Source organism: Chromobacterium vaccinii (assembly GCF_001855275.1).
GTDB lineage: Bacteria > Pseudomonadota > Gammaproteobacteria > Burkholderiales > Chromobacteriaceae > Chromobacterium > Chromobacterium vaccinii.
Genome location: NZ_CP017707.1, coordinates 1,063,705 through 1,088,276, shown reverse-complemented (window position 1 = coordinate 1,088,276; position 24,572 = coordinate 1,063,705). Strand labels below are relative to the sequence as shown.

The window sequence follows — 24,572 nt, the reverse complement described above, 5'->3', positions numbered from 1 at the left end:
TGATTTTTTTACAATATCTTCATGTTAAACAATATATGTAAGTACACCCTTACATACTGTTACGGAACTTGCCTAGTCGGAACACGGAAGGAAAACATACGTTTGAAAGTTTCTGGGGAAAATGAGTGTTCCACCTACAATAAATTTAATCAGAATGAAAAATTTCATCATTGCATCTGTATTGGGTATGTCTGCAGTTACCGCTCACGCGGCTGAGAGCGGCGCATACGTTTTTGGTAATCTGGGTTACAACACGGAGAAGGTGAAAAGCCAAGAAGGCATCACAGATAACAAAGCGGCAGGCGGCAGCTGGGAAGTCGGTGCAGGCTACCGCTTCGGCTCCTATTTCGCGACAGAGTTGTCATATATCGATCTCGGGAAGATGCAATACGCGGCGGGCGATGAAGATGAGAAAGCCAATTTCTCGGTTCCGATGCGCGCTGAGAGATTGGCTTTGGTCGGCATCCTGCCGGTGTCTGATGATGTGGAAATTTTTGGTAAAGTTAGTCTCAACAATGTGCACACCACGCTCAAAGGAGAGGCCGGAGGTGAAAGCGGAAGCGAAAGCAAGAGCAAGGTAATGCCTGGTATTGGTATAGGCGCCAGCTATGCCATCACAAAAAACGTTGCTCTGCGTGGTGAATACGAATACATCAAGAGCGCGATGAACTCAGTGGCTGGAGAAAGTGTAGCCTCGGGTACTAACCTATTCAAAGTAGGTGTTAGCTACAAGTTCTGATGCTTTGGCCCCCCATTGGGGGGCTTTGTTTTAGATGTTTTGAAAAGGGTTTGTAATGAGGTTTGTGCTGTTTGGAATGGTTTCGTTAGTGTTTTCGATGTCTTCTAGCGCTGCAGAAATGGATGCGGCTGCGTTAAGTAAATATAGTGCATGTGTTAATGTCGCTAATTCAGTGGCTCAGCAAGTAACAAGCCTTAATACTATGAGTGGAATGGCATTGCAGCAGTGGTTGAATATGAGACTAGTGGAATGCAAATTTGTTTCGGAAGAGAAGAACTCTAATTTTGAAAAACACATGGATAAAATGCTGAAATTTGGAAGCGAGCAGGTTAATCAGAGCTATAAATTAAGAGGTGAGGCATTGAAGCCTTTGGTGAATAAGTAGTTGTCAGATTGGGTAGGCTGCTGTTTTGGAATGAAAATGGCCTGCTTTTTGGTAGCAAATGTTGATTGTCAGTTAAATAGTTAAAAAAGACCGCAGCTGCGGTCTTTTTTTATAGATAAAACAATGAGTGAAGTGCTAGATAGTCGTGATGCTGAAAAATCCGAGACAACCTGGCCAATTATGGTGGTTGCCCCGGAATGCGCCGTTACAACTAGAGACGTTTAAAGCTTATTTTTTTTGCAAAAATCATCAAGAGTGTTAGCCGATTTAGGCTTCTCTAGGGAATAGCTAAACCGTAGGTCTACACGTCTATTTGCGGCATTGCACTCTTTGGATAAGTTCACATCCTTGATCGATGTGCAGTCCTTGACAAGGGCGCGGGCGCCCATGGATTTAATTTCGATATTGGGATTGTCAATTCCCTTGTAAAGGTTCTTGTCGCATAACATAAGTAGAGCATGGGTTGCACGTTCTCGACCTAGAGCCTCATTGCTAGCGGTAGGTCGTGGCATGGGATCGGCGTAGCCTATGGCTGTTATTTTCACTAGAAGATTTTTATTTTCTTTAGTGCTCTTGATTTCTATGAAGGGCTTAATTTGTTCTGCAAGCATTTTCTTTGCGGAATAGCTATCTTCAGGCTGGTTTTTGTCTGATGGAAATACAAGGGCATCGTTAATTTCGGTGCAGCGGACATTTTTAGAGAAAATCAAGCGTGCTTCGTCTGCCTTTAATTCTACTCTCGGATATGTGTAGTAGGGCTTCTCGTTTCTCAGTAAGTTGTTTTTCTTCTCGCGTTCTATTTTCTTTTCATCTTGATCAGAAAACCCCAGCAACTGAACATAGCTTCGATTGCCTATCCCATGCCACCAGACTCTGAGGTCGGTTACTACTGCGGAGCCGTCTGGATTCTTGCATACACTAAGCGGGATGTCTTGTAGTTTGGCCGCATCTTCCAAGGTTTCGAGGTTTGTTTTTGAAACCCATAGTGCAGCCCTTTCTTGGAAAATTCCAAGAGGCTGAATTACACCATTGTTTAGTATTTTTGATCCAACATCTGCCCATTGAAATAAAGGCATTGCCAATAGGATTGTTGAAAAAATTGCGATTCCAATTTTAATGTTTGTTTGGTCTTTTTTCCCCTGCTTTATCGATTTGTTTAAATCGATAACTAGGAAGACCAGCAATGAAAGGATAAAGCCACTTGATAGCATGTATACAATAAATGTCCACGGAACCTTGGATGTTACGAGTATCATTCCTATGAAGTACCATGAGAAATATACGATAATCCACGTAAAATAATCTGCTTTTAGATTTTGTTTTTTAAACTTTGACGTTAGGATGTAGGTCCAGATTGCAATAAATGGGAAGGGGCCAAGTAATAGGCTCCATGTTTTAATGTTAAGGTATGGTTCGTTGTTGAAGAAGTTTGTAATGCTTGGGAATATTTCATTTTCTGCAACGTAGATAGTGAAGAGGGTTATAAATGTAAGTAGGAATGGTGTTGTAATGACTAGAGCGCGTATGTCAAAAAAAGCATGAATAACTTTGATAAGCATTTCTGGGGTTTTGTTGATAGCTCCAGCAACCCTTTTAATAAAGGACCATATTCGACAAAAAAAGCCTTTCACAAGCTCGCATGACAGTCCTACTGTTAAAGTTCTGCATTCGTTGTATGCCCTTTTGCAAATTAACCATATTCGGCAGGGTGTGCAAAATATATATGCTATGAGCTGTGTTATTGTGGGAGTTTTTTTCTTTTCATCTTGAATTGCTTCTTTTTCTACATTGCTCTTTTCTTCGGCTTTTTTATTTTCTTCAGTTGGGTTTTTCTGGGGCTTCTCTACTTGGGCTGTGTAAGATATCCAAGGCTGGAAGGTTAGCAAGCCCATTCCAGCAATAAGAAAAGTTATAAATCCAAATGCTAAGGCGATGAAGAGTAATAGTACGCTGTCGCCAATTGACAGCCCGGAGGGGAAGAAATTCGCTTGAGAAATGCAATATAAGAGCAGTAAAATAAAACCGTAGGCAGTCGTAAATCCAATTAATAATTTTGAGTGAGCTAATAGCCACTCTGCTATGGCTTTTCTTTTGTCTTCTTTGGTTTTGCTATTTTCACTCTCAGTCTTTTCTTTTTCAGCCTTCAGTTTTTCCTCTTCTTGCGTTTTTACATCAATGGCTTTCTTTAAAAGATGATTCTTCAAGTCTATTGACTTCAAGCTCTTTCGGAGGATGGGCTTTTTAGGTGGGGTATTTTTTTGAATAGGGTCCATGTTTTTCATTCAAGCTAATTCTTTAATACTCACTGTGAAATTGAGAGCCATTTTCGGTATGGGTAGATCAGGGTCTCAACATATGTGATATGCAAGCTAGCATTCAATGATAATGGCATTTCAGGATGTGCAATAGAGGATCGTCAAATTTAGAAGCCGCGAAAGCGGCTTTTTTCATAGGTAAAGCGATGACTGCAACATCCGAACAAATCGCCGCCATGCTGGACTTTGCGGCGCAGGCCGGCGAGAGAGAGGCTTGCGGCCTGATGCTGGATTCCGGCCGCGTCTATCCCTGCCGCAACCTGGCGGACGATCCGCAAAACTTCTTCCGTCTTGATCCCGCCGGGCGAGCGGCGGCCGAGCAGTTGGGTCGGGTCGCCGGCATCTGGCACAGCCACCCGAACGGCACGGCGGAGCCGTCGCTCATTGATCGGGCGATGTGCGAGCGCTCTGGCCTGCCGTGGCACATCGTTAGCCATCCGGGCGGCGATTACCGCCATATCGAGCCGTGCGGCTGGCGGGCCGACTACCTGGGGCGGCCGTATTGCTATGGCGTGTTCGACTGCTGGGAGTTGGTGCGGGACTGGTACGCGGGCGAACGCGGCGTGTCCTTGCCGCGCCCGAATGAGCCTGACGGCTGGTGGGAGCGCGGTCTAGACCTGTTCAGCACGGCGGCCGAGGCCGCCGGTTTTGTTTGGGTCGATGACGAGCCGCAGGCCGGCGACGTGCTGTTGATGCAGATACGAGGCCAGCGGCCGAACCATGTTGCCGTCTGGCTGGGCGACGGCCGCATTCTCCACCATCTGCGCGACCGGCAATCAGAGACACATATCTATGGCGGCTGGTGGCAGCGGGTGACGGTGCGCCGGGCGAGGTATCGCGCATGAGCGAGATTAGAACGATTCGCCTCGGGGGCGCGTTGGGCGAACAGTACGGCCACGAGCATCGATTGTCGGTGGCGTCGGTGGCCGAGGTGGTGCCGGCGCTGAACGCGCTGCATCCCGGATTTAACAACACGCTGCGCGCCCTGGACGAGCAGGGGCTGGCTTTCCGGGTGACGGTCGCGGATAGAGACATCGCGGAGCAAGAGCTGACGCTGGTTTCGCAAGGGGATGTGCTGATCATGCCCGAAGTGTTCGGGGCCGGCGGCAGTCGCCAGATTTTGGGCAGCGTGCTGATCGCGGTGGGCGCGGCGACGTGGGCATTCGGCGGAACGCAGCTGATGGCGCTGGGCATCGGCCTGATGGTTAGCGGCGCGGTGTTGATGTTGACGCCGGTTCCGCGCCTGGATCAGTCGCAGAGCGAGCAGCAGCAGGGCAAGCCGTCCTACCTGTTCAACGGCGCGGCGAACAGCAGCGCGCAGGGCGTGCCGGCGCCCTGGGGCTGGGGGCGACATCGAGCGGGCGGCATCATCATTTCGGCGGGTATCAGCGTAGAGGACATGTAAGGGATATGGGGGCGTTGGAAATCATCGGTGCCGGCGGCGGCGGGCCAAAAGAGCCGCGCCGGCCGGTAGAGGCGCTGGACTCGCTGCAATCGCTGGCCACGGCCAGGGTGTTGATGCTGGTGGGGCTGGGCGAAATGGGTGGACTTGTCGAGGGTGACAAGTCCATTTTTTTTGGCGGCGTGCCGCTGGACAATTCGGATGGCACGCGAAACTTCGAACGGGTGCGGGTGGAACATCGGGTCGGTACGGCGGCGCAAACGCCGATGGCCGGGTTCGATGAGATCGAAACCGAATACGCGGTCGGGGTCGAGGTCAAGGCCGGCGACAAAGCGGGTATTTCGCGCAACATCGACAATCTGGATGCCGCCGCGATTCGCGTAACCGTTTCCGTGCGGGGCCTGATGTCGATCAACGACGACGGCGACACGAACCCGTCAAGAGTGGATCTGGCGGTTGACGTTTGCCAGCCTGGCGGGGCCTGGCAACAGGTGCGCAATATCGGCATCGAGGGCAAGACCCGCAGCAATTACCAGCGTAGCGTCCGGGTCGATCTGCCGGGGCGCGGGCCGTGGCAAGTGCGGGTGCGGCGGCTGACGCCCGACAGCACGTCGCAAAAGCTGATCAACGCCACGGCATGGGATAGCTATACGGTGTTGCAGCCGCTGCAACTAAGCTATCCGGGCTATGCCTTGCTTGGGGTGACATTCGACGCCAGGCAGTTCAGCGCGCTGCCGGAAATCACCAGCGAATGGAATCTGTCGGTGTTGCAGGTGCCGAGCAACTACGATCCCGCCGCCGGGACGTATAGCGGCGCATGGGACGGCACGTTCAAGCCGGCGCATTCCAGCAATCCGGCCTGGTGCTTGTACACCTTCGCCACCGACGAGCGGTTCAATATCTGCCTGCCGGCGGACGGCGCGTGGAAATGGGACTTGTACCGCATCGGCCAATGGTGCGACCAGCTTGTCAGCGACGGCGCGGGCGGCATGCGTCGCCGCTTCGAAATGAACGGCTACCACGGCGACGGCGCGGACGCCTGGAAGGCGCTGCAAGACATGGCGTCGGTGTTCTGCGGGAAGGTGATTCCGTCGGCGGGCGGCATCCGCGTTGTCGCCGACATTCCCGGCGACACGCCCGGCAAGCACTTCGCGCCGGCCAATGTGCTGGATGGACGCTTCACCTATACCAGCACTGAGCAATCGGACCGGTATACGGTGGCCAGCGTGTCGTTTGTCGATCCGGCGGACGGCTGGAAGCGGTCGATTGAGTACGTCGAGGAGGCCGAGGGCCTGGCGCGCTACGGCTACCAGCCGGCCGAAGTGGTCGCGGTCGGCTGTACCAGCCGCGCGCAGGCGCAGCAGCTGGGGCGCTACATCTTGGAAACCGCGCAGACGGAAACGGAGCTGGTCAACTTCGGGGCCGGCCTGTACGCGGCCGATCTGCTGCCGGGCGAGTTGTTCACGGTGTTTGACCCAACGGTAGCCGGGCGGCGGATGGGCGGCCGGCTGCTGGCGGTGAAGGGCAAGACGGTGACGCTGGACGCGCCGGTCATGCTGGATGCCGGCATCGCCTATAGCCTGGAATGCCCGATGCCGGACGGCCAGCTGATACAGCGCGGCGTGGTGGTCAAAGCGGGCGAAACAGATCGCCTGCAGCTGGTCGCGCCGTTTCCCGCGCAGCCGGTGGAGGGCACGACCTGGGCGCTGATCGGGACCAATCTGCAGCCGACGATTTGGCGCTGCGTGTCCAAGCGCGAGCGCGAGCCAGGTATCTACGAGATTAGCGGCTTGCAGCACAACCCGAACAAGTGGGCGGCCATCGAGCAGGGGCTGTACATCGAGCAGCCGCCGACATCGACCCTGCCCGATCCGTCGCAGATTCCGCCGGTCGGCGCGGTGGCGCTGCGCGAAGTGTCCTACCTGACCGGCGACGGCCGCCGCGCGGTGCGGTTGGAAGTCGATTGGCCGGCGGTCAATCATCCCTACCTGCGCGGCTATGTCGTCGCATACCGCGAGGAAAACGGCAACTGGCGCGAGCTGCCGGAACAATCCGCCAATCACGCCGAGCTAGAAGGGCTGTTGCCGGGCGTCTGGCAAGTGCGGGTGTCCAGCGTATCGGCCACCGGCCTGCGCAGCATCCCGGCGCTGGGTAAGGTCAACGCGCGCGGCCATACCACGCCGCCGCCGATGCCGGCGCTGTCGGCCGTGGGCGGCCCGATGCAAATCAGTTTGACCTGGCGTTATCCGGCCGGCGTGCCTGAACTGATCGGGGCCGAGTTGTTCTACAGCACCGACGCCAACGACGGCAATCCGACGCCGTTGTGCGACCGGGCCTATCCGGCGAACAGCTTCACGCATCAAGGCGTCGGCCTGGGCGTGCATTACTACTATTGGCTGCAAGTCACAGACGGGTGGGGCAATGTATCGCCGCGCGCCCGCGCCGATGCGGCGACCATCCGCGACCCGTCGCTGTTGCTGCAACAATTGCAAGGCGGGATCAGCGGCAGCGAGCTGGCCGACGAGTTGCGCAAGCCGATTGAAAAAGCGGCCAACATCACTGCGGAGGTGGACCACGCCGCCAAGCTGGCGGAATCGGCCATCGATGCGGCCATGCAGTCGGTGTTGACCAGCGACCAGTTGGGCGACACGCAGGCCCGGCATCGCGCGCTGGCGAAGCAAGAGCTGAAGACCACGGCCACCGCGCTGCGCCAGGAGGCGACGGCGCGGCTGGAGCTGTCCGCCAAGCTGGACGACGCGCGGGCCGATCTGGTGCAGGAGCAGACGGCGCGGGCTGAGGCGGACAACGCCATCGCCAGCGACGTCAAGACGCTGGCCAGCCGCACGCAATCCGACTTTGCGGCCGTGCGCCAGGAACTCAAAACCGCGACCGGCCCGGACGGCTCGCTGGCGCAACGGCTGGACCAGCTGACGGCCAAGCATGAGGCCGCGCAAAAGACGACGCAGGCGGGTTTGCTGCAAGAGCAAACGGCGCGGGCGACGGCGGACGATTCGCTGGCGGCCGACATCAAGACGCTATCCAGCAAGACCGATAGCGGCTTGGCGACGGTGCGGCAGGAGTTGCAGACGGCGACGGGGGCTAGTGGCGCGCTGGCCAAGCGGCTGGACCAGTTGACAGCCAAGCATGAGGCCGCCCAGCAAACGACGCAGGCCGGCTTGTTGCAAGAGCAGACGGCACGGGCCAAAGCCGATGATGCGATGGCGGCCGACATCAAGACGCTATCCAGCAAGACGGATTCGGGGCTGGCGACGGTGCGCCAGGAGCTGCAAGCCGCGACCGGCTCCAGCGGCTCGCTGGCGCAGCGCCTGGATCAGATGTCCACGCGGGTAGGCGACAACGAGGCGACGATTACACAGCAGGCCAAGAGCGTGGATGGCCTGATGGGGAAATGGTCGGTTCAGATTACCCGCACGGCGAACGGCAAGACCTTCGCCAGTGGCCTGGCGCTGAACAACGGGGCGAACGGCAGCGAATTCGCCGTGTTGGCCGACAAGTTCTATGTGGCGCAACCGGATGGCGAGGGCGTGCGCCAGGTGTTCACGGTCGGCAGTGTCGGCGGCCGGTCGGCGGTCGGCATCGCGGGGGATCTGATCCTAGATGGCACGATGTCGGCCAGCAAGATTTCGGCGGGCGAAGTGCGCGCCGAGGTGGCGCTCTACGCCGCGTCGATCCGTGGCGGCAACATGAATATGGGTGGCGGCCGATTCAGCGTGGACAACGGCGGCAATGTGTCGATCCGCAGCGGCGACGGCGGCGCGCGGACGGAAATCAGTAATCGGGTGATTCGCGTGTTCGATGAAAACGGCGTCGAGCGCGTCAAAATTGGGGATTTGTCAGCATGAGCAGTCATGGATTGATGGTGAAAGATGCGGGCGGCCGGGCGATGCTGCATACCGATTCAATGGCGAGCAGCCTGGTCGATGTGATTTACCTGGGCGGCGGCAATGGCGAACGGGCCTATCCCGAGTTGGCGGGGTTCGCCCTGGGGGTGACGCAGATTTACGGGCCGACGATTGGCGGCGGCCGCAGGCGCATGCACGGTGTCGGGATGGATTACAGCCGTGGCCATCCCGTCGTGCGTTGGTGGCAGCAGACGGGCGACGTCGCGCCGACAACCCTTTATGTGATGTCTGTTCGATGAGCCAGCATGGTTTCATGGTCCGAAATGGCAATGGCGGCATTGTCGTCAGCGACCGGACGTATTCGCTGGTCTTCGCCGGCGTGGCGCAATTCAACGCGGTGACGGGAACGCCGAGCGGCATTGTGCCTCAGTGGTACGACTTCATGAAGGCGCTGTATACGCTGCGTTACTACGTCAGCTGCCCGTATGAGCCGTTGCCGTTCATTCGCCGTTCCGGCGGCTGGGCCGGCATTGTCGGGGTGCAGGGCGCGGGGCCGGGGCGCTGGGAAATCACGCTGGCGGTCTATCCGAATCACCAGCCGCAAGTCTTGGTGTTCTGTCGGACGCCGAACACGGTTGCCGGGCGCTGGGGCATGGTACTGCGGCGCGAGGATGGTTCTATTTGCTATGACAGTAATCAGCGCAATTTGGTGTTGATGGATGCGGTGGTGCATACGCCGTCCAATATCCACATTATCAAGCAAGTCAAGGGTGGGACGCCCGGCCGGCGAGCGGATGGGACGTTTACGCCAGTGCGCTGGAATAGCCCGAATGCCGCGTATTGTTATTCGATCAATGGCAAATACATCAGCGATTTTGGCTATTACTCGTATTACGACTTACTGAATGGATTTTTGGAGGATGGCGGGTTTCGAACTGACTTTTGTCATTTGGCAAGAGGCGGGCAGGATGGCGGCGACGCGATGGACTGCATTTCGCAAACCGTCATGATTACCGATGCCAGTTTGTACGTGTAATTGAATTCAAGTTGATGCCCGCTTCGGCGGGCTTTTTTTATGGGTGAATGAAATGGCAACGGATGTTGCGTGGTATCGGGTCGGCAAGATCAGTGTGCAGCAAGGGGCATTGACTGTAAGCGGCCAAGACACGAAATGGAATGGCCAGGCAAACGCAGGCGATATCCTGATTGGCCCGGACGGCAGGCTATATGAAATCGCCACGGTGAGCGGCGACGCCTTGCAGCTGCGCACGCCTTACGCGGGCGGCAATGCGGCTGGCCAGGCTTACGCCATCGTTCGCAACTTCACCGGCTCGCCGCTGGGCGAAGTGGCGGCCGAGCTGGCAAAGATGCAGCGGCGCTGGATGGTGACGCTGGCCGGCTTCCGCGATGTGCTGTTGACCGACAACGATCAGGCCGTGCTTTACGACGAGCTGGGCGAAGGGCGACAGGTGATGTCCTGGCTGGCCATCAGTCGCGGGGCCAGGGAGGGCCTGGGCGCGATGGAGGCGGCGCGCAAGGTGGTGGTGGACAATTCCGCCGATCTGATCGCCTCGCGCAACGCGGCAGCGGAAAGCGAGAAGAACGCGGCGGCCAGCGAGAAGGCGGCCAAGGCCAGCCAGACGGCAGCGAAGGGCAGTCAGGACGCCGCCAAGGCCAGCCAGGGCGCGAGCGCCACCAGCGAGAAAAACGCCGCCGCCAGCGCCGCCGCAGCAGCGGCTAGCGCCAAGGCAGGCGGCGACAGCGCCACGGCCGCGGCGGCCAGCGCGGCGTCCATCAGCGATGTCGCGCAGGCCGTCGAGGAGGCGCGCAAAATTACCGGCTGGGCGGCGCGCAAAGGCGACCCGGTTCGCGTCAATTCGGCCAAGTCGCCGGACAAGGGCTTTGTGTCGCTGGATGTGGTGCATAGCGACGGCAACGGCCGGCTGTTCGCGCAGGCCGCGACCGGCGGCGCGATGATCGATCTGGACCCGCAGCCGCTGGATGGCGTGTCCGGCGCGTCGCTGCGGGTGTTCCGCAATGTGACGACGAAGGGGCCGGCGCTGGTGGATATCCACGTCGGCGACGGCAGCGCGACGATACAGCATCGGATTGGCGCGAGCGGGTCCGATACCCTGTTGCATCAGGAAGGCGGCCGGGTGCGGATTGGCCGCGCCGGCATGCCGAGCCGGCTGGATGTGGTCGGCCAGTCGCGGGCGGATACCGTCCGCGCCGGCAAGGGCTACCCGGATAAGGGGGATTCGTCGGCGGTCGGGTATGGGTTTGATGATGACGCCGACACGGGTCTGTTTGCCGACTATGAAGGCGACAAACCCATGACCGGGACGAAGAACCTGGCGTTTTTTATCAACAGCAAGAAAACGCTGGAGGTCGATAGCGCGGGGCGGGTGTGGTCGCAGGCATACGGCCTGCTGGAAAACAAGTTCGCGGACAAGCCCTATGTTGACGCCGCCGTCGCGCGGGTGGTGGACAGTGCGCCGGATGCGCTGAACACGCTGAAGGAATTGGGCGCGGCGTTGAACAACGACGCCAAATTCTCCGATACCGTCGCTAGCCAGCTGGCCAAGAAGCTGGAGGCGCAGGACCTGGCCAGCTACGGCATGGGCGGCAATGCGCGCAACATCGGCAGCGGCGAGCTGACCGACAAGCGCGCGAACGGCTTTTATCACGCGCAGGCCGATGGCGGAAAGGGCGTCAAGGGCGTACCGGGCAGCGGTAGCAATGGCATGTTCACGGTCAACTATCTGAGCGACAAATGGGGCGTGCTGACATACCGCGCATGGGGCGGCGAGGTGTACGAGGCCCGGCTTGAAAACGGCACGTGGAGCGATTGGAACCGTCATTGGCATACCGGCAACGATGGCGCGCTGTTGATGCATCGGCAGGCCCTGGGCAAAGACGTTGATCTGAACACGTGTCGGCAAAACGGCTGGTTCTGGCAGGGAGCCAACGCGAACGCGTCAACAGGCAGCAATTACCCGTGGGCAGTGGCCGGCGCGTTGTCGGTGCTAGAGCAGGGCAGCATGACGTTTCAGCAGTACCAGACCTATCACCCGGACAACACGCAGCTGTATTTCCGCAGTCGTTATAACGAGCGTTGGGGCGCGTGGGCGAAAGTCTGGCATGACAAAAACCACGGTCCGGGGTCCGGCCTGAATGCCGATACCGTGGACGGGTTGCAAGCGGCTGACCTGTTGGCGCTGGCCGGGGATCAGCAGGTAACGGGCAACAAGCGGTTTCTCGCGCCGCTGACGTCTCAGCCGAACGGCAGTTCCTGGAAGGATTGGGCGACAGATGCGCGCTGGGGTGGTCTGCAAGTCGCCTGCCCGTCGAGTGGACAAGCCTATACGGTTTGGCGAGCGGTGCAGGAAGGCCAGCAGCGGCAACTGGCGGCGCTGGCGGTGTGCAAGGGCGGCAATGATGATGCCGTGGCGCAAGTGGTGCTTCACCTTGGCGGCCCGGGCGTCAATGATATGCCGCATCTGTGGCAGGGCAACGACTACCGGGCGGCAGGCAATATTGAGGCGCGTAATAAGTTGCTGACGGGCAATCTGGCCTGCGCGATGGCAAAGGGTGATCAAGCCGCCGCGCTAGAGGTGCGCGCTAATATTAATGGGAATGGCGACAAGCAGACTGCCGCCATGGCTTTTCATGTGCCGGGTGTGTGGGCGGTAAAGCTGGCGCTTCGCCATGACGGCGTGTTCGGCCTGGGTGGCTGGTCGGCCGATGAGTGGCGATGGTTTGTCGATACCAAAACCGGCGACATGACTGCGGCGGGCAATGTGGGGTGGTTTTCGGATCGGAGACTGAAGACCGACATCGAGCCGATTGCGGACGCGCTGGACAAGGTTAAACGTCTTAACGGTTACACGTTCACGCGCAAGGATACCGGCGCGCGTCAGGTGGGCCTGATCGCGCAAGAGGTGCAGGCGGTGCAGCCGGAAGCGGTGACCGAGGCGGCCGACGAAGCCAAGACGTTGACGGTCGCTTACGGCAATCTGGCCGGCCTGTTTGTGGAGGCGATGAAGGAGCAGCAGAGCCATATCGAACGGCTGGAGGCCCGCATTGCTCAGTTGGAGGCCGCATGACGTTGCCGGCCAGCGGGGCGTTTTCAGCGCGGGAGCTGAATCTTGAAATTGAGCGAGCCGAGGGGGCGGCAGGAAATGCAGGCGAGGCCGAGTTCCGACGCTTAGCGAAAGTCGGGAACGGAGCCTATTCCGCAAAGGACTTTATAGGTAAGCAAGTGGAGGTAGAAATTGCGCTCACGAAAATAGAAGACTATTCGGAAAAGGTAGTAGGCGGCTGGTTTCAGTCTAATCCAGTGGATTGCATCGTTCGCTATGCCGGGATCGAGGCGATGAAATATCAATGGGAGCAAGTCGGCAAGGTTAATCCAAAAGTTAGAGTGCAAAACGGGCGCGATAAATTAAAGACGCTAGTGGTTGAATGCCGGGAGCCGGTCGTAGGGGTGCAATGGCAATGTACGGTTAGAAGGTTGAGAGACGATGCGTTGATGGGCGTGAGTCCTGTTTTGTCGATTACCTTCCAGTGGCGCAAGTGAAATGATGATATGTAATCAGCGAGGTGTCATGCAGGAGATTGGAAAAGGGGTCGCGGCACTTTTAATTGTGATCATGTTGGCAGTGGTCGGGGCTTCTATTGCCTTGGCCAAGATGCTGGTAAGTGGCGAGCAAATTACGGCCCGTCTGGCTGTCGGGCGTGCGATTTTGGGGGGCGCGACTTCTACGGTTGCCGGCCTGGTATTGATGCGGTTTCCGGATATGCCTTTGCCGGCATTGGTGGGTGCCGGTTCAGTCGTGGGTATCTTGGGGGCGCAGTGGTTGGAGGCATGGCTTAAAAAGCAGGCCAATAAATTTGGCAGTTAGCAGTAACGCAGTTTAGTGAATTAAAAATGCCCGCAGATGCGGGCTTTGTTGTTTCTAAGGGGATGATATGGAATTGGTGCAAGCCGCAATGACTCAATTAGGCGTTGAGGAGCAGCCGCGCGGCTCCAACGATGGGCCGAAGGTGCGTCAGTACCTGCAGGCGGTGGGGATCGGGTTTCCTGCGGCCTGGTGCATGGCGTTCGTCTATTGGTGCGCCCAGCGCGCGGCGGATGAGACTGGCGCCGTCAATCCATTGTTGAAGACTGGCGGGGTATTGCGGCAATGGAACGAGCGCCCAGCGCTGCGCGTGAGCGCGCCGAAGCCTGGCGACGTGTTCATCATGGACTTCGGCAAGGGGCTGGGGCATACCGGCATCGTTGAGAGGGTGGATGGCGACAAGTTGCTGACGATCGAGGGCAACACTAACGCCAGCGGCGGGCGCGAAGGCTACGCCGTCTGCAGACGCGTGCGCAGCGCGAAGCTGTGCAAGGGTTTTCTGCGGGTGGGACTGTGAAAGGGCGTCTACGGGCCGCTGGTGGCGCTGTGGTTGTCCTGGGCTGGCTTGGGTCGGTCTGGTGGGCATATGGCCAGGGAGCTGACGCGATACGCCAGCAATGGGCAATGGCCGATGCGCGGCGAGGGGCGGCCGAGGCCCGCGCCGATCTGGAAGGCTACCGGGCTGAGACAGAACGGCTACATGCACTATCACAGCGGATTGAAGCCACGTTGAGCGCACTGCGCCAGGCGCAGCCAAAAATTATAGAAAGGTATAACCATGTCGTGGAAAAGCAGCCTCTGCCTATTGACTGTCGCCCTGGTGCTGACAGGTTGCGCGAACTCAATGCTGCCATCGAGGCCGCCAACGCCGCCGCTTCCGGTCAACTTGGCCAGGCCATGTCCGCAGCTGGAGCCGGTGACGGTGGATAATTGGGATGAGGTGGCAAGGGGATATATGAATTTGGCTATGCAGTATGGGGTGTGTAGCGCCCGATCTCTTCATTAGCTTGGTAAGTAAAAAAAATGCCCTGCGGGGCAGGGCATTTTTTTAGAATTGTGCTTCATCAAAATATGGATTTACTCGCTCTTTAAATTTATCTACCAATTCAAAAATAGTAGTGTGCGGGAAGTTAATCCTATGCGATGAGTATTCGCCATCTAGAGCGCTATTAATGCTATGGGACTTCTTATCTGTTTTTTGGAGAAAATTATCAAGGCCAACTTGGGATGTGATGTGGCAGAACTTTTCAAACTGATCAGCTGAGCATATGTAGTAATCAATAGTTGAATAGAGCGCCATGTCAAAGTTTTTGGATTTTAGCTTGGTTTCAATTTCGGCATCCATATCCAAAAACATACTTAAGCCGTCTAAAAACCATGGCTCAAGAGTGATAATAAAGACGACAATTTTTCGATCTGATAGGTTCCATGAGGTATGACCATCTGCAATGTCCTTGACATTCTTGCAGGTTTGAATTACGGCGTCAATGAGACGGGTTATAGCTTTTTTAAATTCTTCGCCACCTTGTGAAGATATGGCAAGCAGTGGCGCGCGATATGTTTTGCATTCAATGAGCAGGCATGTATTTTTACTGCCAATTAATGCATCAAATCCGTGTTTTTTATTTTTGTTTACAGTGTATGGTGTTTCTTTTTTTACTTCGTAATTGGAGGGAAAGGTTTTAGTAATGACATTAAAAATGTGATTCTCATATGAATGCCCGTAAGGATTGGAGAAGGTTGGATTTTTTACAAAATCAAAGTATAGACCTTCTGTTAGTCTCTTGTGAAGAAGAGAGGGGAAGGGGCATATTATTCTTCCGTTTTTTAATTTAATTAATGGGAAGGAACGAAGATGATTTTTCGTGTATGCCCATGAGTTATTGTATTCTTGGTCATTTTTAAGGCAGGCTCTAGTATTTTCTAAGTTGTCGATAAGCGCATAAAGCAATTTGTATGAAAGGTCTTTTGGAATGCCAATTTCGGTAAAGTTTTTATCGAGATCTATAAATGGGCTTTGTTTAAGAGAAACTAGCAATAGGTGAGAAATGAGGAATATATCTGTAGCATTCAGTCCATATTTTTCAAGAAGCAAAGCGGATATGTCTGGGTGTTTAAATATTTCATAATATCTTAGCATTGATCTAAATGGAATTCCTGCTTGCCATACAACCTGCTGATGCAATATTCTAAGTATGCCATTAAAAATATTAGATCGATCAAGATTTATGCCGTCAGCTGCATTGATGGTTTTACTTATGCCGTCGAGGATAGTTCCAAAGTTATGAAATTGGTCGATGCTTACATCGCCTTTTTCACTGCAATTTAAAACAAGTTCTTTTAAGGCAATTTCTAGTTGCCATGGAAATATTACCTCCCTGGGTGGAATATAGGTAGTTCCATTATAGAAATACCATGAAGCGCTGGGAAGTGGTGTATTATCACTTATGTGATTGGCATAGCGCCAGAATCCAATCAAAGATTTTTCAAGATCATATTTTTTAATTTTATTGCGAAGAGGTTTATACGTATCGAAAATGTTCATAGCTCACCATGCTAATTTTGATAAGGCCAATTTCGCCTGGATAGAAATCAGAGTGGCTATTATCCCTCTATTTTTTTAGAGGTCTCGTTGTAATCGAATGTTGCACCTATTTCACGCATTTTTTCCAAGACTTGAAGAATTTCTTGTTCAGGCAGGGTAAGGCGTGCTGCAGCGTAAAACAGCATGTGCAGGCTCATTTTTCTTGGCTCTGCGCCGCCAGTGTATTTTCTCCATTGGCTACTGCCCGACACGCCCGCAAGGTGCGCCATGTCCTCGCCTTGAAAGCCAAGAGCTTTTCGCAGATTGGCAAGGTCGTCAGTGGTGGGGGCGGTATAGTTTTCGATAATTTTCATGTGAAAAAGCCTCGCAATGCGAGGCCCCTGGTTTATTTACATAAGTAGGCGAAGGACGTGTCTAGTTCTTCGTCGTAAACGATGGGTTCTTCAAGTCGTAAAGATTTCATTCGGGCAGAAAATGCCACCGCAGTATTCACATCGCGTGGAGTGCCTGAGATTGTGAATCTCTCATTTCCTTTCCCCCGGAATGTCCATTCTATTTCTGCGCCAGTTTCCTTTTTAATTAAGGATTCAATTTGCGCGCTCAGCATTTTCAGGCTGTGAATTTCTTGTGCGATGGAGCTTGCCATTTTTATCTTCCTTTTCAGGGGTGGCGGGCTGCGCCTGATGCGCTACCCTATGAGCCGAATTCTATAGCCCCAATGGGGCTAAGTCAAGTGGGTAGGTTGAGCCAGTCACTATTTTTCAGCCTACGAAAGCGGGCATGTTGTTGGCCAGAATTTCCAGTAAACGGGCTGGGCCTATTCCTAGCTGGCGCCCTTGGTGTGTGATTAGGTGTAACTCTGCTTGTTCAAGATTTTGCTGTTGAATTGGGATGGCGACTAAACTGCCATTTTCAATTTCTTTTCGTACCGAGAATTTTGGTTGAATTGTGATGCCTTCCCCGGCAATGGCAAACGCTATCATGACAGCAAAGCTATTCGTTTGAATGTAGGGGATAATTTCGCAGCGTTCTTTCTTTTCCGCATCGCGTAGAATCTGCCGAACGCCAAAGCTTATATCTGGCATGATGATTTTTTCTTGTACTAAGCGGGCAAAGCTAATCGGTTGCGTTTCATTGGCTAGCGGATGACCGCGAGCCGCTATTGCATAAAGGGGCTGAATAGAAGTTCGATGCACTCTAAGGTGTGGGTTGGGCATTGAATAAAAAACAATACCAATATGAGCTTTGTCTGTAACGATGGCGCTTATGATGTCATTGGTGCCATGGATGTCTACATTGTATGTGATGTTTGGATATTGCTTACTGAATATTTTGGTCGCCTCAAGTAAATCCTCTATCACCCCACCGCCCGTCACGATACCGACATGGCCACGATGAATACCTTTAATTTCCTGCAAGCGTGTTTTTACGGTTTCTTGTTCAGTCTGATGTCTCTTGTAGTATTCCAGTAAAATATTACCTTCCAGTGTTGGAATCATGTTCCTGCGATGGCGTTCAAATAATGCAATGCCTAGCTCATTTTCAAGTTGGGTGATGTGGCGGCTAACTGCGGATGGTGAGACATCGAGGTAGTCGGCAGCGGCCCGAATGCCTCCAAGTCGGGTGGCTTCAAAAAAATATCTAACATTAATATCATTAAATTCCATACATTCCCTATTAGTCCTGTTGCGCTGCCTGCAACAAAATTTTTAATCTGTGATATTGGCGATTAGTTGATGGATGGTTAGAATTGCCCCTCATTATGACATGGTTCTTACTCGGCTCAAGCGAGTGCATTGAAAGTCCTAGTGGGAATTTAAAGGGAGGGGAAAAGTGGAAACCATTGCACATGTAAGAGTTACCGGCTTTGACAAAATATCTGATGCGGAAGCGCGGGATATGGCCATTTGGCGGCATGACATCCATCGCCACCCTGAAACAGCATTTCAAGAGCATCGCACGGCAGGGAAAATAGCTGAGTTACTGCGCAGCTTTGGACTGGAAGTGGAAACCGGGATTGGTAAAACCGGTGTTGTGGGTACGCTGCGGGCGGGGAAGGGAACGCGCGCTATTGGGCTGCGGGCGGACATGGACGCCCTGCATCTGCAGGAAGAGGGCGACTTGCCTTATCGCTCTGAGCATAAAGGCCGCATGCATGCCTGCGGCCATGATGGCCATTGCGCCATGTTGCTAGGCGCAGCGCGGCATTTGGCCAATAGCAAGGATTTTGACGGCGTCGTGCATTTCATTTTCCAGCCGGCGGAAGAGAATGAAGGCGGCGCCCGTGACATGTTGGATGACGGCCTGTTCGAGCGCTTCCCGGTGGATAGCGTCTATGGCTTGCATAACTGGCCAGATTTGCCGGTTGGCCAGATGGCGACGCATCCGGGGCCGATCATGTTCGCCTTCGATATTTTCGAAATCCGCCTGCGTGGCAAGGGTGGCCATGCGGCGATGCCGAATCGGGTCAACGACGTGGTGGTCGCGCAGGCTCAGCTAGTGAACATGCTGCAAACCATCGTCAGCCGTAACGTCGATCCCTTGGACCCGGTTGTGCTGTCTATTACGCAAGTGGAAGCCGGGTCCACCTGGAACATCCTCCCTGAGCGCGCGGTATTGCGCGGTACGGTGCGGCACGCGTCAACGTCGGTACAAGCCCTGATCGAAGCCCGGATGCGTGAAGTGGTCGATCAAGTGGCCTTGGCCATGGGTGTCGAGGCCGAGCTGGATTACTGGTATCGCTACCCGGCCACGATCAATACCAAGTCGGAAGCCCGGCAAGCGATTGAAGTCGCCGCGGCCTTGCTGGGACCGGAGAACATCAAGACCAATCAGCGGCCGTCGATGGGGTCCGAAGACTTCGCCTTCATGTTGCAACAGCGGCCGGGCTGCTATGCCTGGTTGGGCGTGGGGGGCGAGGCGTGCAGAGCAGGCTTGCATCACCCGCATTACGACTTCAACGATCAGGCGCTATCCGTGGGCGCCGCGTATTGGGTGAAGCTGGTGGAAACCATCCTGGCGCCCTAAGCCGGGGTTCACAACGAAGCTGCAGAAAGAAAAAAATGGCACATGCAGGCGTAGAGCAGTACAGGGAGTTGGAAGGGGTAGGCGGCATAGGGTTTAACAAGCTGGCGCATCTAATCACGATAGGCATCGTCATCATTGCTGAGCTGATCTATGTGCAAAAGTTTGCGGTCGGCAAGGGCAACATCATTTTGTTGCCCCTGCTGTACGCTTTTGTTCTGGGCGCTATCTGTAACCCAAGCGTCAATCCGCTTGCGGCCCGCTGGGTGCGGCCGACGGTCGGAAACTCGCTCAGTCAGGTGATACTGATTGCGGTGTTGCCGCTGGGGGCCAAGCTGGCGACCTTGCTGGGGCCGCAGATCAACGCGATTATCGCGGCCGGGCCGGTGCTGGTCTTCCATGAGATCGGCAACGTGGCGACTTCCCTAGTGGCCATGCCGGTTGCTGTGCTGTTGTTCCGAATGGGGCGCGAGGCGGTAGGGGCGACCTTCTCCATTGATCGTGAGCCAAACATTGCCGTCATTTCCGAGCGCTACGGCCTGCGCAGTCTGGAAGGCATGGGAACGCTGAGCGTGTACGCGATAGGGACGATGTTCGGCACGATCTTTTTCTCGCTGTTGGTGCCGCTGGTCTTTTCTTGGGACGTGTTCAGCAATAAGGCGTTGGGCATCGCCTGCGGCGTCGGTAGCGGCAGCATGATGGCCGCGTGCGCCGCCACGCTGACAGCCATCCTGCCCACGCATAAGGATGAACTGTTTGCGCTGGCTGCAGCGAGTAATCTGCTGACATCGGCAACCGGCGTTATCTTCGGCATGTATGTGGCCTTGCCGTTCGCCAATGGCTTGTACAAGGTGTTGAGCAAGCTGCGCCAGCCGCGCCAGGCTGAGGCGGCCAAAATACATGAATCGGACATCGAGGTGGTGAAGACGGAAGAGCCTAAGCTGGGTGTCGCCGGCTTTGTCAGCAACATGTTGATGGCCGGCGCCATCATTGTGCTGAGCCATGTCATGGGGCCTAAGAAAGAACTGGTGATGGTGGCGCCGGGTGTGGCGCTGATGTTGGGAATTTGCTTGAGCGGGTACTTCCTGAACCGCTATTTGCCGTTCAAGATTTCGACGCTGATATGGATTTCCATTGTCGGCGTATTGGCCAGCTTGCCGGGCCTGCCTGGCGCGGATTTGCGCAACCAATGGTTTAGCCAAGTGGACGCGCTGTCTTGCGCGACGCTGGTTCTGGCGTATGCCGGTTTGGCGCTGACAAAGCAGGAAGTCACGATATTTAAAAGGGATGGCTGGCGTTTGATGATTGTCGCCATGCTGGTATTTGGCGGGACGTTCCTGGGATCGGCATTGGTCAGTGATTTGTTATTTGCTTTGCTGGGTACGCATTAATTTAAAGTAGGAATGAATAAATAAAGAAGTTGGTGCGACGTGGTTGAAGTAACTGGGGGTGGTAAAGCAAACGGCTACAGAAATGTAGCCGTTTTTATTTGATTGATATTCTCATTTTGGTATCGGGCTTATGGAGGTAATTGGGTGTAAATAAATAAAAAACCGAGAGGTGATTATAATTTATTGGACGTGGTAAAAAGAAAACAGCCGCATAGAAGCGGCTGTTATTTATTGGCTTAATATAATGCGTATGTTATTATTTGTGGGCTGAAGTCTCTAATGCCAGGGCTTCAGTGCTCTACCCCTTGGGGCCGCTTAATGCGGCCCTTTTTTTATACTCCCGCTTGCAAGTGGGAGTCATTCGCCAGCATACAACTGTCTGCTCTGCCTGGCAACACTCTAAAAATCAGTTGCTATAGTTGTGATTCAAACTGAAATCACAGAGCTTGCTAAGTTGTTGCCAGGGCGGCAGGTTAAGGCTTAAAGGCTCTGGATTTGTTGGCGGAATTTTACACCGAGCTGGAACATATCTTGCTGATGAGTCTTTTCTAGCTTATCCGTCGGTAGTCCTTGGCCTTTCAAAATGGTTTTTTGGTTTTCAAAAGCAAGATTGCGTATCCTGACTTGCTCTTTGTAGTCATAGGCTAGTTGATCCTGGCGGGCTTTTAGTGTGTCGCGTGCGAGGAAGTCAATAGCACTGGTGGTTTTCGCATAGCACTCATTGCGACCTACGAATGTTGCGCGTTGGTGAGCATGCCCGCCAACCTCGCGGCGGGTATTCGTCATTGCAGATGCGACCAGACCGCCAGCGCCATCCCCTTTGACAAGGTCGGAATAATCACTATCCGTTACTACGGGATAGTTTGAGCTATCGATTTTCTTGGGGTCGGTTGAGTCGCCCGGCGCACACTTTACCAATTTCTGTTCGAATGGACTAAGTTTCTTTGGTGTTAGGCCGGTGGCGGGGTTGTATATTACGCTCTTGCTCTTATACCTTGCATCTGCGATGCGTTGTTGTCGCTGCCATGCCGTTGTCGGGCCGATCATATAGAATGAGGCATGTGAGTCGTGAAGATGTTGATCAAAGAAATCATGAACATCCTTCGGTACGGGTTTCTTGGCCTCTTCAGATTGTAGCCGCAATAGCTCAGCAGCTTCATTAACTTCGCTTTGTGCTATGCGCGCTCTGGATAAGTCGCCTTGCCAATCTTTTTCACTGGCGCGCATATCCTCTAAGTCTTGCTTGTCGGAGCGCGAGCTACGTTCTGTACTCCCTTTGCTAAGCTGTTGGATGCAATCTTGCTGCATAAACTGCGGGCTGGTAGCAATGCGCCAATGCCAATATTTTTTCAAATGGGCATATAGTGCATCTTCTACAATACGACCGTCGGCGCTAGCCCATGCCATGTATGAATTGAAGCGTTTTATTAGCAATGGATCGATTTCAAAATCACCCTGTACTTCTTTATCTGCTAACGTTGAAAATGGTTGTAGTGGAACGCCGGCCGATCTGGCTTCGTTATACATGTTCAATAGTGGAACTTGGCTGAGCAACTTGCGGCGATGACCTACGGCCTTTCCTTGATCTCCTGGGCCATAGCCACCGCCTACGTCAGAGTGAGAGCCAGGATAAACAACTTCAACTGCATTTAGGGGCATGCTGCCATCTTCATGCCGAATGCTGGTTAAAGGGAAGGAGTAACGCACTTCATGAGAGGCCACATAATGGCGGCATTTTTTGGTGAAGCTGGTCACTTTTAACATGTCAGACGTAGCCCAGCTGTTTTGCCCATCTACGACACCATTGGCTGAGCGACCTGGTGCTCTTCCTATCCCTGGTGTTGAGTGTGCCATCCCGACGGATGCAACAGTGTCAAATATTCCTAAGAAATAAAGCCTAATCGGAACGCAGCCGGCAAATAGCCAAGTATCGCCCTGGCGTTTGCAAGATAATTCCAGCCAGCGGCAAAATACTCTTGCTAATGCAGCTCCACGTGAGAATCCGAATACGGCAATATTGACGATCGCAATTTTAGGGGTGTTTTTATTGTTCCCTATGTGCAGTGCTAATTTTTTTTGAACGGCATCAAGTGATGATAGGTCAGGAAATCTAGGATTCGGGTTCCTGTCCTTCGAGACTTTCAATTCCTTTTTAAATTCTGAAGCTTGGAATATTCGAACTTTATTGAAGGAGTAGCTAATGGCATTGCAAAGCTGATAGTAAGCATAGCTTAGCCGGGCCTGTCCACCGGCTGCCATGGAAAGGCCAAGGTCGTTGGGTTCTTCTTCGCCTATTAATTTAAAAATTGTCCCAACGCCTTGCATGTAGTGGGAAAAGTAATGTGAGTCTGGATCAAGCTTGGCGGTGTCGAAAAGCGAAACAATATTAGAGTGGTCGCAACGAGAGCGAGGCTTGGTTTTTTTGGCTTCTTCTAAGTCCCTGTCTCGGTTGTTATTCGTGCCATCAAAGAAGAATGTTACCCAAGCGTCTGTTTTGCAGCTAGGGGAATTATTTTTGTTATTGTTGGTTAATTCCCCCTTTGTTTGAAAGCGAGTGGCTTTCTGAGCGATGCTTTCTTTTTCAGGTGCAGGGCAGCTAGCATTTTGTACGCTCATTTCGATGCCCCCTTTTTATCTGTGGGCCATATTCCATCTAGAGGACGTAATCCATCATCTAGAATATTGCCGAATTCTTTATGTGAAGGGTGATCCGGATGCGTGATTCCTCTATTATCTGCATAGATTCTAACTTCATTGTTAGGCAGTAACAGAATTTGGACCTCGGCCATGGTTTCGCCATCGTATGGCGGAATAGTTACTGTCTTGCTTCCAAAGACTTGAATAATATTCCCGCTAGCATCTCTTTTTTTACAGTCAGGCGTGCCATGAATGCATGCATTTCTTTGCCATTCGACTTTTACAATTGTTCCTGAAGCATATTTCATGGGTAGCTCAATGGAGCCGGCAGTTCCGCCCCCCTCGTTTACTCTAGGTCCTCCGACCCATTTTCCATTTGCCCAAACCGTATTAATGTCATGATTGGTGTAGTTGTATGCTCCAACCGGGACTGCGACCATTTCGTCTTTACACCCGGTTAGTGTCGCTATAAACAAAATTGTAAGAAGGAGGCGCATTTTATTGCCTGTTCAATATTGATTATTCTGATAGCGCAGAGGTAAGGAGTTGCCCCTTGCGGGTTCGATTCCAGTACTCTTGCCATTCTGTTTCTTGATGGAAGCTATCCCCCTGCTCAAAAGCAAGGGAGGCAAAAAGCGCTTGGCTTGGCTCATCCTGAATGCCATAGCTGCTCATGGCTTCAGCCAGTTGGCCAAGACGCAGATGAAGCGATGCCGGCGTTTCGTCCTGGGGCAGCTCCACCTCATGGTGTGCGAGGATCGGCGGGAGCATGTCCGGGCGGGCGCGGTCCATCATTCTATCGAATTGCGCTTGCGTAAACTCCAGCGGTTCCCACGGTTGCGGAATCTCGGGCGTGTCGCGCAGGGTGGCCGCTTCCCATTCGCCTGTGCGGCCGATCCAGCCCCAGCGCGCAACCTGGGAGGCGAGCAACGTTAATTGTTCGTCGGACATCAGCGGCAGCACATTGGCTAGCGTGTGGATGTCGGCAAAGCGCAGCAGCAGCTTTTGCCCGTCGTCGGTGCGGAAGTCGCTGAGCCAGTGCCAGAACGCGCCATCAGGGATGGCGTGGCGGAATTCCACCACGCTGAGCAGCGGGCGGCCGGACGTGATGGCCAGCCAGTCCGGCCACCAGTCTTGCAAATGCAGCGGCTGCGTCCAGATCAGCGGGCCGAAGTCTTCCAGCTCAGCCATTGGGCTGTGGTCTAGCGCTCGTTGCCAAGGCTGGCCATGGCGCAGCAGCCAGCGCTTTTCCTTGGCGCTGAGCTGGCTGCCGTCCATCAGCCAGCAGTAATGGCCGTCCTCGTTTTTGGCCATCCATTGATGCAACTGCGGCAGCAACTCCGGGGCGTGGTGATTCTGCAGGAACATGG

21 protein-coding genes are annotated in these 24,572 nt (G+C 54.2%); 13 read left to right on the top strand and 8 right to left on the bottom strand.

Annotation, left to right across the window (positions count from 1 at the left end):
• Window positions 1-154: 154 nt before the first annotated feature.
• Window positions 155-739: a porin family protein gene (locus BKX93_RS04805; RefSeq protein ID WP_186009492.1), complete on the top strand. Its 585-nt coding sequence runs from the start codon at window positions 155-157 to the stop codon at window positions 737-739.
• 55 nt (window positions 740-794) lie between these two features.
• Window positions 795-1,124, top strand: a complete 330-nt coding sequence (locus tag BKX93_RS24530; RefSeq protein WP_144408877.1) for a hypothetical protein — start codon at window positions 795-797, stop codon at window positions 1,122-1,124.
• Window positions 1,125-1,345: 221 nt separating this feature from the next.
• Here the strand turns inward: BKX93_RS24530 and BKX93_RS24525 are convergent, their stop codons facing one another.
• A complete protein-coding gene (locus BKX93_RS24525) occupies window positions 1,346-3,406 on the bottom strand; it encodes an OmpA family protein (protein ID WP_145929268.1) in 2,061 nt (686 codons plus the stop codon).
• Window positions 3,407-3,585: 179 nt separating this feature from the next.
• Between BKX93_RS24525 and BKX93_RS04800 the strand changes: the two genes are divergently transcribed.
• From BKX93_RS04800 to BKX93_RS04760, 9 genes are all read left to right on the top strand, one after another.
• Window positions 3,586-4,284 carry a C40 family peptidase gene (locus tag BKX93_RS04800; RefSeq protein WP_070978953.1) on the top strand — a complete coding sequence of 233 codons (699 nt, stop codon included), beginning with the start codon at window positions 3,586-3,588 and terminating at the stop codon, window positions 4,282-4,284.
• Window positions 4,281-4,844, top strand: a complete 564-nt coding sequence (locus BKX93_RS04795) for a tail assembly protein (protein ID WP_070978951.1) — start codon at window positions 4,281-4,283, stop codon at window positions 4,842-4,844. The genes BKX93_RS04800 and BKX93_RS04795 overlap by 4 nt, the downstream gene beginning before the upstream one ends.
• Window positions 4,845-4,858: 14 nt before the next feature.
• Entirely contained in the window at window positions 4,859-8,704 is a 3,846-nt protein-coding gene (gene gpJ, locus BKX93_RS04790; protein ID WP_070978949.1) for a TipJ family phage tail tip protein, read from the top strand.
• Entirely contained in the window at window positions 8,701-9,003 is a 303-nt protein-coding gene (locus BKX93_RS04785; RefSeq protein WP_070978948.1) for a hypothetical protein, read from the top strand. Before gpJ ends, BKX93_RS04785 begins: the two co-directional genes overlap by 4 nt.
• Complete coding sequence (locus BKX93_RS04780; RefSeq protein ID WP_046168285.1) at window positions 9,000-9,740, top strand: hypothetical protein; 741 nt, start codon at window positions 9,000-9,002, stop codon at window positions 9,738-9,740. Before BKX93_RS04785 ends, BKX93_RS04780 begins: the two co-directional genes overlap by 4 nt.
• 52 nt (window positions 9,741-9,792) lie before the next feature.
• Complete coding sequence (locus BKX93_RS04775; RefSeq protein ID WP_145929267.1) at window positions 9,793-12,810, top strand: pyocin knob domain-containing S74 family peptidase; 3,018 nt, start codon at window positions 9,793-9,795, stop codon at window positions 12,808-12,810.
• Complete coding sequence (locus tag BKX93_RS04770; RefSeq protein ID WP_046158867.1) at window positions 12,807-13,283, top strand: hypothetical protein; 477 nt, start codon at window positions 12,807-12,809, stop codon at window positions 13,281-13,283. The genes BKX93_RS04775 and BKX93_RS04770 overlap by 4 nt, the downstream gene beginning before the upstream one ends.
• Window positions 13,284-13,311: 28 nt before the next feature.
• A complete protein-coding gene (locus tag BKX93_RS04765; RefSeq protein WP_046158868.1) occupies window positions 13,312-13,608 on the top strand; it encodes a phage holin family protein in 297 nt (98 codons plus the stop codon).
• A 67-nt stretch (window positions 13,609-13,675) separates the two neighbouring features.
• On the top strand, window positions 13,676-14,122 hold the full coding sequence (locus BKX93_RS04760; RefSeq protein WP_046168287.1) for a CHAP domain-containing protein: 447 nt from the start codon (window positions 13,676-13,678) through the stop codon (window positions 14,120-14,122).
• 531 nt (window positions 14,123-14,653) lie between these two features.
• Here the strand turns inward: BKX93_RS04760 and BKX93_RS24520 are convergent.
• The 4 genes from BKX93_RS24520 to BKX93_RS23585 all read right to left on the bottom strand — a co-directional run bounded on the left by BKX93_RS24520 (window position 14,654) and on the right by BKX93_RS23585 (window position 17,817).
• The gene (locus BKX93_RS24520) at window positions 14,654-16,150 is read right to left on the bottom strand and encodes a hypothetical protein (RefSeq protein WP_145929266.1); all 1,497 of its coding nucleotides are present in this window, start codon (window positions 16,148-16,150) and stop codon (window positions 14,654-14,656) included.
• Between the two features lie 59 nt (window positions 16,151-16,209).
• Window positions 16,210-16,503, bottom strand: a complete 294-nt coding sequence (locus BKX93_RS04750) for a transcriptional regulator (RefSeq protein WP_070978941.1) — start codon at window positions 16,501-16,503, stop codon at window positions 16,210-16,212.
• Between the two features lie 32 nt (window positions 16,504-16,535).
• Window positions 16,536-16,796 carry a hypothetical protein gene (locus tag BKX93_RS24515; RefSeq protein ID WP_144408880.1) on the bottom strand — a complete coding sequence of 87 codons (261 nt, stop codon included), beginning with the start codon at window positions 16,794-16,796 and terminating at the stop codon, window positions 16,536-16,538.
• Between the two features lie 115 nt (window positions 16,797-16,911).
• Entirely contained in the window at window positions 16,912-17,817 is a 906-nt protein-coding gene (locus tag BKX93_RS23585) for a LysR family transcriptional regulator (protein WP_082107285.1), read from the bottom strand.
• 166 nt (window positions 17,818-17,983) lie between these two features.
• On the opposite strand from BKX93_RS23585, the gene BKX93_RS04745 reads away from it, so the two are divergent.
• Both BKX93_RS04745 and BKX93_RS04740 read left to right on the top strand, forming a co-directional pair.
• A complete protein-coding gene (locus BKX93_RS04745) occupies window positions 17,984-19,177 on the top strand; it encodes a M20 aminoacylase family protein (protein WP_244887241.1) in 1,194 nt (397 codons plus the stop codon).
• A gap of 35 nt (window positions 19,178-19,212) precedes the next feature.
• Complete coding sequence (locus BKX93_RS04740; RefSeq protein WP_082107287.1) at window positions 19,213-20,565, top strand: DUF3100 domain-containing protein; 1,353 nt, start codon at window positions 19,213-19,215, stop codon at window positions 20,563-20,565.
• Window positions 20,566-21,045: 480 nt separating this feature from the next.
• Here BKX93_RS04740 and BKX93_RS23580 read toward each other — a convergent pair whose 3' ends face one another.
• From BKX93_RS23580 to BKX93_RS04730, 3 genes are read right to left on the bottom strand one after another with little or no spacing between them, the layout of a single operon-like run.
• Window positions 21,046-23,181, bottom strand: a complete 2,136-nt coding sequence (locus BKX93_RS23580; RefSeq protein WP_082107288.1) for a phospholipase effector Tle1 domain-containing protein — start codon at window positions 23,179-23,181, stop codon at window positions 21,046-21,048.
• On the bottom strand, window positions 23,178-23,699 hold the full coding sequence (locus tag BKX93_RS23575; protein ID WP_082107289.1) for a DUF3304 domain-containing protein: 522 nt from the start codon (window positions 23,697-23,699) through the stop codon (window positions 23,178-23,180). The genes BKX93_RS23580 and BKX93_RS23575 overlap by 4 nt, the downstream gene beginning before the upstream one ends.
• A gap of 22 nt (window positions 23,700-23,721) precedes the next feature.
• Window positions 23,722-24,570 (bottom strand): DUF4123 domain-containing protein, encoded by an 849-nt coding sequence (locus tag BKX93_RS04730; protein WP_070978937.1) that lies wholly within the window; start codon window positions 24,568-24,570, stop codon window positions 23,722-23,724.
• Between the last annotated feature and the right edge of the window lie 2 nt (window positions 24,571-24,572).

Excerpts from the sequence above, each read along its gene's own strand:
- BKX93_RS04805 (WP_186009492.1), top strand. The coding sequence starts at position 155 with ATGAAAAATTTCATCATTGCATCTGTATTGGGTATGTCTGCAGTTACC.
- BKX93_RS24530 (WP_144408877.1), top strand. The coding sequence starts at position 795 with ATGAGGTTTGTGCTGTTTGGAATGGTTTCGTTAGTGTTTTCGATGTCT.
- BKX93_RS24525 (WP_145929268.1), bottom strand. The coding sequence starts at position 3,406 with ATGAAAAACATGGACCCTATTCAAAAAAATACCCCACCTAAAAAGCCC.
- BKX93_RS04800 (WP_070978953.1), top strand. The coding sequence starts at position 3,586 with ATGACTGCAACATCCGAACAAATCGCCGCCATGCTGGACTTTGCGGCG.
- BKX93_RS04795 (WP_070978951.1), top strand. The coding sequence starts at position 4,281 with ATGAGCGAGATTAGAACGATTCGCCTCGGGGGCGCGTTGGGCGAACAG.
- BKX93_RS04785 (WP_070978948.1), top strand. The coding sequence starts at position 8,701 with ATGAGCAGTCATGGATTGATGGTGAAAGATGCGGGCGGCCGGGCGATG.
- BKX93_RS04780 (WP_046168285.1), top strand. The coding sequence starts at position 9,000 with ATGAGCCAGCATGGTTTCATGGTCCGAAATGGCAATGGCGGCATTGTC.
- BKX93_RS04775 (WP_145929267.1), top strand. The coding sequence starts at position 9,793 with ATGGCAACGGATGTTGCGTGGTATCGGGTCGGCAAGATCAGTGTGCAG.
- BKX93_RS04770 (WP_046158867.1), top strand. The coding sequence starts at position 12,807 with ATGACGTTGCCGGCCAGCGGGGCGTTTTCAGCGCGGGAGCTGAATCTT.
- BKX93_RS04765 (WP_046158868.1), top strand. The coding sequence starts at position 13,312 with ATGCAGGAGATTGGAAAAGGGGTCGCGGCACTTTTAATTGTGATCATG.
- BKX93_RS04760 (WP_046168287.1), top strand. The coding sequence starts at position 13,676 with ATGGAATTGGTGCAAGCCGCAATGACTCAATTAGGCGTTGAGGAGCAG.
- BKX93_RS24520 (WP_145929266.1), bottom strand. The coding sequence starts at position 16,150 with ATGAACATTTTCGATACGTATAAACCTCTTCGCAATAAAATTAAAAAA.
- BKX93_RS04750 (WP_070978941.1), bottom strand. The coding sequence starts at position 16,503 with ATGAAAATTATCGAAAACTATACCGCCCCCACCACTGACGACCTTGCC.
- BKX93_RS24515 (WP_144408880.1), bottom strand. The coding sequence starts at position 16,796 with ATGGCAAGCTCCATCGCACAAGAAATTCACAGCCTGAAAATGCTGAGC.
- BKX93_RS23585 (WP_082107285.1), bottom strand. The coding sequence starts at position 17,817 with ATGGAATTTAATGATATTAATGTTAGATATTTTTTTGAAGCCACCCGA.
- BKX93_RS04740 (WP_082107287.1), top strand. The coding sequence starts at position 19,213 with ATGGCACATGCAGGCGTAGAGCAGTACAGGGAGTTGGAAGGGGTAGGC.
- BKX93_RS23580 (WP_082107288.1), bottom strand. The coding sequence starts at position 23,181 with ATGAGCGTACAAAATGCTAGCTGCCCTGCACCTGAAAAAGAAAGCATC.
- BKX93_RS23575 (WP_082107289.1), bottom strand. The coding sequence starts at position 23,699 with ATGCGCCTCCTTCTTACAATTTTGTTTATAGCGACACTAACCGGGTGT.
- BKX93_RS04730 (WP_070978937.1), bottom strand. The coding sequence starts at position 24,570 with ATGTTCCTGCAGAATCACCACGCCCCGGAGTTGCTGCCGCAGTTGCAT.